The organism is Cytobacillus oceanisediminis 2691 (assembly GCF_007678455.1).
GTDB classification, from domain to species: Bacteria; Bacillota; Bacilli; order Bacillales; family Cytobacillaceae; genus Mesobacillus; species Mesobacillus oceanisediminis_A.
Window position 1 is genome coordinate 126,670 of sequence record NZ_VEEP01000012.1, and the last position, 12,458, is coordinate 139,127.

The 12,458-nt window shown below is 42.2% G+C and carries 7 protein-coding genes; 1 reads left to right on the forward strand and 6 read right to left on the reverse strand.

The genetic code is table 11. The annotated features are described in order from the left end of the window. Window positions 1-522: 522 nt before the first annotated feature. The 5 genes from FS736_RS21300 to parE form a co-directional block, all read right to left on the reverse strand. Window positions 523-1,014 carry a staygreen family protein gene (locus tag FS736_RS21300; RefSeq protein ID WP_144481122.1) on the reverse strand — a complete coding sequence of 164 codons (492 nt, stop codon included), beginning with the start codon at window positions 1,012-1,014 and terminating at the stop codon, window positions 523-525. A gap of 80 nt (window positions 1,015-1,094) precedes the next feature. Next, window positions 1,095-1,856, reverse strand: coding sequence for a hypothetical protein (locus tag FS736_RS21305; protein ID WP_144481124.1), 762 nt, complete (start codon window positions 1,854-1,856; stop codon window positions 1,095-1,097). A 91-nt stretch (window positions 1,857-1,947) separates the two neighbouring features. After that, on the reverse strand, window positions 1,948-3,372 hold the full coding sequence (locus tag FS736_RS21310) for an alanine/glycine:cation symporter family protein (protein ID WP_144481126.1): 1,425 nt from the start codon (window positions 3,370-3,372) through the stop codon (window positions 1,948-1,950). 184 nt (window positions 3,373-3,556) lie between these two features. Then, a complete protein-coding gene (gene parC / locus FS736_RS21315; protein ID WP_144481127.1) occupies window positions 3,557-5,992 on the reverse strand; it encodes a DNA topoisomerase IV subunit A in 2,436 nt (811 codons plus the stop codon). Further along, entirely contained in the window at window positions 5,989-7,968 is a 1,980-nt protein-coding gene (gene parE / locus FS736_RS21320) for a DNA topoisomerase IV subunit B (protein WP_144481129.1), read from the reverse strand. Before parE ends, parC begins: the two co-directional genes overlap by 4 nt. Before the next feature lie 419 nt (window positions 7,969-8,387). On the opposite strand from parE, the gene FS736_RS21325 reads away from it, so the two are divergent. After that, window positions 8,388-9,785, forward strand: coding sequence for a S8 family peptidase (locus FS736_RS21325; RefSeq protein ID WP_144481131.1), 1,398 nt, complete (start codon window positions 8,388-8,390; stop codon window positions 9,783-9,785). A gap of 42 nt (window positions 9,786-9,827) precedes the next feature. Here the strand turns inward: FS736_RS21325 and helD are convergent, their stop codons facing one another. Next, on the reverse strand, window positions 9,828-12,155 hold the full coding sequence (helD, locus tag FS736_RS21330) for an RNA polymerase recycling motor HelD (RefSeq protein WP_144481133.1): 2,328 nt from the start codon (window positions 12,153-12,155) through the stop codon (window positions 9,828-9,830). Window positions 12,156-12,458: the final 303 nt, after the last annotated feature.

Below are 12,458 nucleotides of genomic sequence, written 5' to 3' on the forward strand. Positions count from 1 at the left end.
AAGGGATAAGCCCCCATACAACAATGAGTTATTTCTAGTTTACATAACATAAATTCTCGGAAGTTCCATGTATAATCTAGAATCTTATCTCAATACCTAAGTATACTCAAATCAGTGAGACAGAATCAAAAATTGTTTAACTTTGTCTTTAAGATTTCATTAGACAAAATTAATAATACTGTTTATGGATTTTGAAATAATTGTAGGTTCGTCGTATTTAACACGTCAAAAGTTATCCTTAGCAATTTAGATACAATCTTTTTGCCTGATCTCTATCAGATATCAATTCGGTTTTATTATTAATAATTGCATATTTCATTTACTCTAAAAAATTTCAGATTCTAATCTGTAATCTTAACGCTTTTCAATTTCAAAGACAAATTAAAAAGCTAATACTTCTCATTAATCCAGATAACAACAAAATCTCAAAAACATCCTACATCAATAACTGTAAGTTTACATAATATTATTATGTAATAAAAGGCTGTCTATTCCCTTTCGTTTAAAACACAAAACACAGGCCTAAACCTGTGTTTCTGTTACTCTTTTGCTATTCACCTTGTTTAAATAGAGTCTTGGTGTTCCGTAATAAGCGATTTCATTGAACTCTGGGAAACTGGATGCGAACCGAAAGTAGATTGGCGCATCCAGCAGCAATGGATGATAGGTAAAAAAGCTCCTGTCGCCATAAATCATCGCCGTCAATGCTAAATCCAATTCTCGTTTGAAAATCATATACCGGATCCGGGACATATTCTTGTCATATTCCCCATTGCTGACGTATACATTTGCATACAGAATATACTCACCATTAATGGTTACCCAGTCTGCCAATACTTCATCCCGCATTTTATAGTTGATGGCCTGGTAATCAAAAACATTCCCAATCGCTAAAAACAACTCACCGGTTAAATCAGAGTGTGTTAAAGTATATTTCCTGCTGTCTATGGGCCTGTAAGCTGTTGCTGGCGGAATAAAGTTGACAGTCAATTTCTCTGGCTTGAATTTGCTCATGGCAGAAGGCTCCTTCCTGAAAAAGAATCCTTTTCCAATAGCGTATGCCAGATAGTATTCATTCGTGACATTTGCCTATTTTAATGCTCTTTGAGATTGATTACCTCCGCTTTTATTAGTTTCCACTTTCCCTTTTCGTATAACCATGTTGATTCCATATTTGCGATTCCATCGGCGTTGTATGCTCCATTTATTCGCTGACTGCCGATTAACCCATATTGTCCAGCCTTGACTATTATGTGCTTTAAAGTTCCGAACGGAAGAACCATCAATTCAGTCGGTTCATTCAACTTCCCATCATGATATAGGCCAAGCCTGTCATAATCCGCTTTCCTGGCACTTAAATCAAAACTGTATGACTGGCCTGTTTGCTCTATACGTGCAGAGGCTTTATAGCCGTCTTCAAATTGGCTGCTGACAGACAAAGGTTCCGGTACAGTCAGATTGACAACCTGAAAATCTTTTAAAGTATTTAAATAAAAATTAGAGAGACCTCCGCTTCCACCAGTAGGTACGCTGATGAAAATATCTTTAACAGAATCGTGATTAAGATCTTTATATTCAGTAGAAGGTTCGTATCCCCCTTCGAGATCAATCTTGTATGTTTTCCCATTAGACGCTTTAATCTTTAAATAAATCTCCTTAAGGAACTGTGTACCTTCTTCGAATGGCACACCTTTTACATAAATTATATCCTTCTTTCCATCACCTGTGATATCGACCTTTTCTTCCGATACTGTCACGGTTGGGCTCTCCCTGGAATCACCTGCATACGCACCGGTGAGAGCAGTCAACGACATAAAAAAGAATGCGGTGAATGTAATCAGTAGTTCCTTTTTCATTATGCATCCCTCCTATATAGTTAATATCTCTAAATATGGAAAAAAGATACACAAAAAAACCCTCTGATTAATCCAGAGGGTTTAGAAGGTTTTAATTCTTATTCTGTGCTTTCTCACGGTATTCCCATGATTCAATGCCACTCAGACCTTCGATTGTGTCAGCATAGAATACAGGGTCCTTCCCTTGTTTCCGCTGTTCTCTGTAATCCTTAAGTGCTGCCATGGCAATTTTCGCGAGCAAGGTAATGGCTGCCAGGTTAATTAGCGCCATGATTCCCATGAAGAGGTCAGCCAGATTCCAGACAATCGCTAAGTCGACGATCGAACCAAATAAAACCATTGCGATGACCGCCAGTCGATAAACCAATAATGCTGTCTTACTTTCTTTTATGAACTCAATATTCGTTTCGCCGTAATAGTAATTTCCAATAATAGATGTGAAAGCAAAAAGGAATATTGCTCCCCCTACGAACGCTGGTGCCCATGCCCCAACATGTGTTGTGAGTGCAGCCTGGGTTAACTGAATACCATCCAAATCAGCGTTCGTATACTCTCCAGACATAATGATGATGAAAGCTGTTGCTGAACAAATCAAAATCGTATCCGTAAATACGCCAAGTGTTTGGATTAATCCTTGTTTTACAGGATGTGTCACAGCAGCAGTAGCAGCTGCATTCGGCGCACTTCCCATACCAGCTTCGTTTGAGAAAAGCCCTCGTTTGATTCCCATCATGACTGCTGCTCCCATACCTCCGCCAACGGCTTCCTGAAGCCCAAAAGCGTTTTTGAAGATTAGAGAGAACATTGCAGGAACTTCACCAAGATTTGTGAAGACGATATACAAAGCCAAGATCAAATACAGAACTGCCATAATTGGGACAATGATTTGGGATACAAAAGCTATTCTTTTGATCCCACCAAAAATGATAGCGGCTGTCATAACGGCCAGAATGATTCCCATCCAAAGCCGATCAAATCCAAATGCCTGGTCAAATGCTAGAGAAATGGTGTTGGATTGAACAGAACTGAATACCAACCCAAACGTAAAAACTATGATGACTGCAAACAGTATTCCAAGCCATCTTTTATTGAGACCGCGTTCCATATAGTAAGCCGGACCGCCGCGATATTCATCCTTGTCTTTTACTTTATAAATCTGGGCCAATGTACTTTCGATGAAGCTTGAAGCCGCTCCAATAAGCGCAATAACCCACATCCAGAAGACGGCACCTGGACCACCGGCAGAAATAGCCGTCGCTACACCTGCAAGATTCCCTGTACCAACCCGTGAAGCAAGACTGACAGTGAACGCCTGAAATGAAGATCGGCCCCTTTTCCCTTCAGATGAGACAGTTGCTGGGTCCTTTAGTACCCTTAGCATCTCAGGAAAGTACTTAAACTGGACAAATCTTGTTCTGATAGTGAAATATGTACCTAAAATAACTAGAACTGCAATTAAGATATAGCTCCACATATAATTGTTTAATTCCGATATGATATTGTTGAAAATCCCCATAAAAAACTCCTTATCTACAGTAAATTTTTTTATAGTTCCTAATGTACCAAATGGGCGCCTTCATTACAATGGTACCTGACTTCCATCTGCCTTCAATAGGGTCCACGAACCTCTTAGCATTTACCCTTAACTTCTTAATTAGAAACAAAAAACACAGCTCAATTGCTGTGTTTTTTAGTGTTTTTTATTCTGTTTCCTGTTCGGTTTCACTTTTCCAAATGGTTACAAGCCTGCCTGTTTCACTTTCATCAACAATGAATGATCCGTTTGTGTAGCGATCACTGTTCCTCAAATCTGCTGCTTTTAGCGAAACAATTTGCTGTTTTTCAGTAAGGAAGAAGATTTCATCCTCACCACGGACAGCTTCAACACCGATAATGCGATGTGGATTTGCCTTCAATTCACGCAGCATCACAACTCCGCGTTTTGCGCGAGATGTTTTTTCGAATTCAGAAAGCTTCATCTTCTTCACCGCACCGCGCTGGGTTGCAATGACAATGGAAGGATTTTCGTTTGCGTCGATGATTTTACCACCCACAACATAGTCTCCATCCTTAAGGTTCATACCCTTAACTCCGGCTGCCCGGATTCCGATTGGACTGACGTCTTCTTCGCTGAACCATAAGCCATAGCCAAAGTGAGAGGCAATGAATAGATCCTTTTCTCCATTTGTTAGATGGACATCGACAACCCTGTCATCACCTTTTACGTTGATGGCGGTTAATGGTTTAGAATAACGCTGGGCTTTATAGAGGCTTAATTCCGATTTTTTCACCATGCCATTCTTCGTGACAAACACAAAGAACATATTCTGTTCGAAATTGGTAACAGGTACAGCCCGGATGATTTCTTCATCACGGTCGAGCGGGACGATATTCGCCACATGCTGACCAAGGTCCTTCCATCGGATATCAGGGAGCTCGTGTACAGGTAAATGAAGGTAGCTTCCTTTATTGGTGAACAACAGCAGGACATCCTTTGTGTTCACATTCAATTGGGATAACAGCCTGTCAGTATCCTTCATTGCGAAATCCTGTCCATTTGAAGCCGCATAGGACCTCTGGCTAGTACGTTTTATATATCCATCCTTCGTTACCGTGACAATTACATCTTCACTCGCGATCAGTACCTCAAGGTTGATTTTGATTTCCTCAATCTCTTCCTCAATTTTAGTTCGGCGTTCATCTGAAAAGCGCTTCTTGACATCCTTCAATTCCTTCTTAATGACAGTCAGAAGCTTTTTCTCACTTCCCAGAATGGCGGTTAGTTCGTCCACCTTCTTGGCAAGCTCCTCTGCTTCAGCCTGGAGCGCAGTTATATCAGTATTCGTCAGGCGATAAAGCTGGAGGGAAACAATCGCTTCAGCCTGGACTTCAGTGAATTCGAACTTCTGAATCAAATTATCTTTTGCATTACGTTTATCCTTTGAAGCGCGGATCGTCGCGATCACCTGATCGAGGATGGATAATGCCTTCATTAGTCCTTCGACGATATGCTGTCGGTCACGGGCTTTTTGAAGGTCGTACTGTGATCTTTTTGTAACAACATCCTTCTGGTGGTCGATATAGGCATCAAGAAGTTCGGCAAGCCCCATCAATACTGGCCGTTTCTTGTTGATGGCAACCATATTAAAGTTATAGGTAATCTGCAAATCGCTGTTCTTGTAAAGATAATGCAAGACACCGTTTGCGTCTGCTTCCTTTTTCAATTCAATGACAACACGAAGGCCTGTGCGGTCTGTTTCGTCTCGAACCTCTGAGATCCCTTCAACTTTCCGGTCTAAACGGAATTCATCAATTCTCTTGACGAGGTTGGCTTTATTGATTTCATATGGAATTTCCGTGATGACAATCTGCTGTTTGCCGCCTCGGATGTCCTCGATTTCCGCTTTGCCGCGGACAATGATCTTTCCCTTGCCAGTCTTGTAAGCTTTAGCGATTCCTTCAACACCCTGAATAATTCCGCCCGTAGGGAAGTCGGGTCCTTTAATCACTTTCATGAGATCTTCGACCGTGCAGGCAGGGTTGTCCATTCTCATGATAACCCCATCAATCACTTCCGCTAAATTATGTGGTGGAATATCTGTGGCGTATCCCGCTGAAATCCCCGTCGAGCCATTCACGAGCAAGTTTGGGAACATCGCCGGAAGCACAGTAGGCTCACTGGATGTGTCATCAAAGTTCGGGATGAACTCAACTGTCCTCTTTTCGATATCCCTTAATAGTTCACCGGCAATAGCTGATAATCTTGCTTCGGTATAACGCATTGCCGCTGGCGGATCACCATCGATGCTTCCGTTATTCCCGTGCATGTCAACCAGGTAATTCCGCACTTTCCAATCCTGGCTCATACGGACCATTGCTTCGTATACCGATGAATCACCGTGCGGATGGTAGTTACCAATGACGTTACCGACTGTCTTGGCTGATTTCCGGAAGCCCTTTTCACTTGTGTTGCCCTCAACATGCATGGCGTATAAAATCCTGCGCTGTACAGGCTTCAATCCGTCACGCGCATCTGGTAGGGCACGTTCCTGGATAATATATTTACTATAGCGGCCGAATCGGTCGCCCAATACGTCTTCGAGTGGGAGGTCACGAAATTTTTCAACAGAACTCATTCGCCTTCAACCTCCTCTGCGACTGAAATGTTTTCATTTTCAAGAATATTGCCGTCTTCTTCAAGACCGAAAGCGACATTGGATTCAATCCATTTCCTGCGGGGTTCTACTTTATCACCCATAAGTGTAGTGACTCTGCGTTCCGCTCTTGCAGCATCATCTATTCGGACGCGAATCAACGTCCTGGTCTCAGGGTCCATTGTCGTTTCCCAAAGCTGATCAGCATTCATCTCACCGAGACCTTTGTAACGCTGGATGATATAGCCTTTGCCGACCTTCTTGATGGCACCCTTCAGTTCTTCATCACTCCAGGCATATTCGATGATTTCCTTTTTGCCTGTCCCTTTGCTGACTTTATACAGCGGAGGAAGGGCAATGAAGACCTTTCCTGCTTCGATGAGCGGCTTCATGTACCTGTAAAAGAATGTGAGCAATAACACCTGGATATGGGCACCGTCAGTATCTGCATCTGTCATGATGACAATCTTGTCATAGTTGATGTCGTCTACAAGGAAATCCGAACCCACTCCCGCACCAATGGCATGAATGATCGTATTGATTTCCTCGTTTTTGAAAATATCCTGTAGCTTGGCTTTTTCTGTGTTGATGACTTTTCCGCGCAATGGCAGAACGGCCTGGAACTTCCTGTCCCGTCCCTGCTTGGCAGAACCGCCAGCAGAATCTCCCTCGACAAGGTATAATTCATTTTTAGCTGGATTCTTTGATTGAGCCGGAGTCAATTTGCCTGAAAGCATTGCATCCGATTTTTTCCTCTTTTTCCCGCTGCGAGCATCTTCACGGGCCTTACGGGCAGCTTCACGAGCCTGGTAAGCCTTGATGGATTTTCGGATCAGCAGGGTACTGACATCTGGATTCTCCTCAAGGAAATAAGACAGATGTTCTGAAACGACCGAGTCCACAGCCGACCTTGCTTCACTGGTCCCCAACTTGCCCTTGGTCTGACCCTCAAATTGCAGCAGCTCCTCAGGGATTCGGACAGAAACGATTCCAGCCAGACCTTCGCGGATATCCGCTCCATCAAGGTTCTTGTCCTTTTCCTTGAGCAATCCAACCTTGCGGGCGTACTCATTGAATACCCTGGTCATCGCAGTCTTTGCGCCTGCTTCATGGGTTCCGCCATCTTTCGTCCTGACATTGTTAACGAATGAGAGAACGTTCTCCGAATATCCATCATTGAATTGGAAGGCAAACTCAACTTCTATTTTGCTGTATTCGCCCTCAAAGCTGACCACAGGATGCAGAACATCTTTTTCTTCGTTCAAATATTCAACAAATGCCTGGATGCCTGTTTCAAAATGAAAGACTTCTTTCTCATTATTCCGGTCATCTATCAGCTCAATTTTCAAGCCTTTCAGCAAAAATGCAGACTCACGGAGCCTTTCAGACAGTGTGTCATAGTTATATGTCAAAGTAGAGAAAATTTCGGCGTCAGGTTTGAAATGGATCGTTGTTCCTGTCTGGTTTGTCTTGCCGATTTTCTCTAGAGTTGTCACCGGCTTCCCGCCGTTTTCAAAACGCTGCTCATAAACAAAACCATCGCGTTTGATGGTGACAACAAGCCATTCAGATAGCGCATTTACAACTGATGCGCCGACACCATGCAGTCCGCCGCTTGTTTTATAACCGCCTTGTCCAAACTTACCGCCTGCATGAAGGACCGTAAGGATGACTTCCGGTGTGGGCTTTCCTAGCTTATGCATCCCTGTTGGCATGCCACGCCCTTTATCCTGGACACTGATCGAATTATCTTTATGGATTTTGACGATGATGTGATTACCGTAGCCGCCAAGTGCTTCGTCAACAGAGTTATCAACGATTTCATACACGAGGTGATGAAGTCCCCGGGTATCTGTGCTGCCAATATACATACCTGGCCTTTTACGGACCGCTTCAAGACCTTCCAGTACCTGGATGGCATCATCATTATAATCAAAAGCTTGCTGATTTCTTGCCACGAACATACCCCTTTCATTTCTTGCAAACAACATTGACGGTTTTTATGTATAGTGTCAATGAATTCCTTAAGTATTCCTCTTTTTTGTCAAAAGGATATTAAATAATATGCCTTTTATCAATTTCAGAACAATTGTTCTCTTTGTTTATTTTACCATAATATTGGCGTCTATGCTTAATTGTAGCGATTAATTGGGATTTGGCAAACGGAATTAAAGAATTAATTTTGAAATTTGTCATAAAAAATAGGATTTTTGGTAACTTGTGATTAGGAAAAAGGAAACTTTATGCTTATAAAAGTGCTTTGCATACTTTTAAATGTCCTATTTCCAACTAAATGAAACTGCCAGTGATTACCGCCGTTAATTTTGCCGTTTGTTCTGCAATATAAGAACAAATCTTTTTTTGGAGGGCTCTTATCATGAAAAGCACGAAGGGTTTCATCCTGGGGGCAACATTAATTCTTGTTCTTGCCCTTACAGGGGCCGGAGTGTTCAGGCATGAGCCTGTACACAGCAATAAACTTAGTGCGAAAACTCATTCTACTGGCCAACGAATCATGAAGATGCAGTCGATGGCAAACGTAAATAATGTAGAAATGGGAGAGAAAATCAAGAGGCAGCTCAATACACAAGACGAAGTCACGCTTATTTACCATAACAAGAAAGATACAAGTCATTATTATGATCATGAGGCTGCTGTTGATTTTTTTACAGAACCAGGACCTGACGAAATAGATGAAATTACACGCGATATCAATGGCTGGGTCATCAAACACCTGAATTCGGTTTATATTTTCAGGTCCACTTCCATGGAAACACCGCAAATGGTTGAATATTTTAACCAGAGGCAAAACGTTGAGTATGCCGAGCCAAATTTTATCCTCATGCAAAACGAAGCAAACGTACCAAATGATTTACTTTACCAGGAGAATTACCAATGGAATTTGCCAGCGATTGGAACAGAGCAAGGCTGGAATATTACACGCGGAAAAGAACAAATTGAAATAGCCATTATAGATACAGGTGTTGACCTGGATCATCCAGAGTTAAAGAACAGGATTATATCTGGTTATAATGTGATAGATGAAAAACGAGAGCCGGATGATGATAATGGCCATGGAACACATGTAGCTGGGATCATAGCCTCAGAAACGAATAACGGTGAGGGTGTTGCCGGCATGACATGGTTCAGCAAAATCATGCCTGTTAAAGCAATGGGTGCGAAAGGCTATGGTACCACATTCGATATCGCAAAAGGTATCATTTGGGCTGTCGACCATGGTGCAGATGTTATAAATATGAGCCTTGGCAATTACCAGCCCTCCAAGGTCCTAGAAGAAGCTGTCCGTTATGCCTTTGACAACAATGTTGTCATGGTATCTGCAGCCGGCAATGACGGATCCAATCAGCCTACTTACCCTTCGGCTTATCCCGAGGTTTTGAGCGTGGCTGCTGTTGATTATAACGGAAACAGAGCGAACTTTTCTAACTATGGGGATTATATAGACATTGCTGCTCCTGGGGTGAATATTCCGAGCACCTTTTTCAATGCACAGTATGCAGCCCTTTCCGGGACATCAATGGCTGCTCCCCATGTTGCAGGTCTGGCCGCTTTAATTAAATCAGCTAATCCAGACCTCAAAAGCTCCCAGGTCATCAATATCATTAAAACATCTGCCATCGATCTTGGTGAACAGGGAAAAGACATTGATTACGGAAATGGCTTGATCGATGTAAATTCAGCCTTGCAGGAGGCGAATAAAAAACAGCCAGCAAGAGGCAAGACACAAAAGTCTATATTCAAATGGCTAAAATAAATGCAACAAAACAAGCCGCCATGGATTTTGGCGGCTTGTTTTTTAAATGACCTGAAAAAGTTCCTGGTCTACTTCTGCTAAAAGCGGACTTAATTCACCTCTTGAAAGAATATAAAGCTCATGCATAGCCCTCGTACAAGCCGTATAAAACAATTTCCTTTCCTCATTTCTTGTGTAGGAAGATGAATCAAAAATGATCACCGCATCAAACTCTATTCCTTTTGCCAGGTATGTTGGTACGACATTGACCCCGTTTTCAAAGGTCAAGGTGCCTTTTTCAATCAATCTTGCCTCATGGGACTTCTTGATGGATTCGAAAGCTTCTATGCTCTCAGCTGCTGTTTTGCAGATGATAGCGATATTTTTATGATCCTTATTTTTAAGATCCGAAATAAGTCCAATCGTTCTTTCTGTGTGGTCAATATGTTTTCCGGGATTCACGACTACCGGCTTTGGACCTAAACGATTGAAAGGTTCAATCAGATTACCTCCTTCAATCAGCTCCCTCGTGAATTCTACAATCTGCTTTGTCGATCTGTAGGTTTTTGTAAGCTTGTAGGTTTCCTTATCTCCAAAGTCAAGCGCTGCTTCGGCAAAGATGGTCGGAGCCCCTGTAGGACCAGAGTAAATCGCCTGGTTCATGTCACCAAGCAAGGTCATTTTGCTGTACGGGAAAAGATTTTTAATATATGCAAATTGGAAAGGAGTATAATCCTGAGCTTCATCGATGAAGACATGGCGAATCGATGTGTTTGACTTCCTCCCTTCAATCAGATCCTGAAGATAGAGAAACGGTGTTGCATCCTCGTAAGGGATAGACTTTCTTTCCAGAGAACGGATTGTCTGGTCACAAATAGAAGGCCAATTAGTTGGCGCCGTATCTGCTCGAAGACCTTCATCCTTGAAAAAGTTCATAAAAATGGCCCTGTTATTTATGAATTTCAGTTTTTTCACTGCATTGAACAATGGTTTGAACCGTCTTTTTACGACAAGTTCAGATAGCCACTTTTCTTCACGGTCATAATCATGGAATGTATCTTCTGCTTCGCCTTGTTTTTTCTGGCTTTGTTTAAAAGCCTCGAGATAATCTTCCTTTTCAAGGAATTGAATTTCTTTTTCTACCCACTCCTGGGATTTTTCTGCCTTTGCTTTTTTCTTCAGTTCCTTGACCAGCCATTCCTTTACAAGCTGAATCCTATTCGGCATTGAAATACCCTTATCGAGTGAATCATAAAATTTGGCAATCTCATGCTTTGATATAATCGTTCGCTTCTTTAATGACAAGCTTTTAAAGATAAGTGTCTCTCTGGATAACTTCTCTGCATACCGGTCCAGCAATTCTTTAAATTCCAGGCTTGCTTTGAAACGGATGCCTTCAACTCTTTCCTGGCGGCTCTCATCCTTTTCTGCTGCAAGCAGATACTCCATCTGTTCAAATGGATCCTCCAGCTCGTATTCAGCACCAAAACGTGACAGGAGATATTCCTGGAATGTGGCCTGCTGCATGTTTTCTTCTCCAAGTTCAGGCAGGACGGTAGCAACATAGCTATTGAAAAGCGGATTAGGAGAGAACAGCATGATATTTTCTGATGAGATGATATTCCTGTACTTGTAAAGTAAATAAGCTACACGCTGCATAGCCGCTGACGTTTTGCCGCTCCCGGCTACTCCCTGCACAACAACAAGGCTGCTTGAGTCATTACGGATGATCTCGTTTTGTTCCTTTTGAATGGTCGCTACTATGGTTTTCATCTGAGTGTCAGCATTATTGCCGAGAACTTCCTGAAGCATCTCGTCACCAATTGTTACACCGGTCTCGAACATCGCCTTGATTTTCCCAGACCTAATGACAAATTGCCGCTTTAGCTCCATATCTCCTTGAATGGTCTCTGTTTCTGTTTCATATTGGGCAGGGCCCGGGGAGTAGTCATAATAAAGGCCAGAAATCGGCGCTCTCCAATCATAAATCAAGAAATTTTCTTCCTGCTCGTCCATTAACGAGGCAATACCCAGGTAGATTTTCTCTGCTTCGCTTTCACCGTCTTCTTTAAAATCAACTCTGCCAAAATAAGGGGAGAACCTTAGTTGGGAAAGTGTTTTAAGCTGTTTCACCATTTGCGATTGTGTACGCTCACGCTCTGATAAAAGTGCTGCCTGCTGTTTGATGCTTGTGAAGGTTTCCGCTACATCATCTGCTTCATCAAAGTTTACAGTTACATCCTCCCAAAACGTCTTCCTGATCTGAAAGGCATCTGAGCCGACATCACTTGAACTCGCCCTCCATTTTTTGGCCTTCCTATCAATTTCCTCAATGATGGAATGAACACGATCCTGTTCCATTTTTAAGGCGTTTAGCTGCTTTTCATCCATGAATTCCACTCCCCGAATCTATCCTCTTTTATTTGACAACACTTTTTATTTATGATATAATTATAATAAATTTATTCTGCCTACAAAACAATTCAGTGCCAACTTCCATTTTACTATTTACATATTTCGAATAGAAATACATACTCTCCAAAACACCTTTAAGGGTGTTTTTTATTTTTTGCACTTCTTTTTTATATTTATTCGAATTCCACCTATTTTAAACATCAATCAAAACCACCAGTGTGAACTGGTGGTTTGCTCTGCGGCTGAAAGCCTCTCTTACCGGCCTTGGCCTTAAAGGCC

Bases quoted from the DNA above. Each gene is read 5' to 3' on its own strand.
- FS736_RS21310 (WP_144481126.1), bottom strand. From the start codon at position 3,372: ATGGGGATTTTCAACAATATCATATCGGAATTAAACAATTATATGTGG.
- FS736_RS21305 (WP_144481124.1), bottom strand. From the start codon at position 1,856: ATGAAAAAGGAACTACTGATTACATTCACCGCATTCTTTTTTATGTCG.
- parC (WP_144481127.1), bottom strand. From the start codon at position 5,992: ATGAGTTCTGTTGAAAAATTTCGTGACCTCCCACTCGAAGACGTATTG.
- FS736_RS21300 (WP_144481122.1), bottom strand. From the start codon at position 1,014: ATGAGCAAATTCAAGCCAGAGAAATTGACTGTCAACTTTATTCCGCCA.
- FS736_RS21325 (WP_144481131.1), top strand. From the start codon at position 8,388: ATGAAAAGCACGAAGGGTTTCATCCTGGGGGCAACATTAATTCTTGTT.
- helD (WP_144481133.1), bottom strand. From the start codon at position 12,155: ATGGATGAAAAGCAGCTAAACGCCTTAAAAATGGAACAGGATCGTGTT.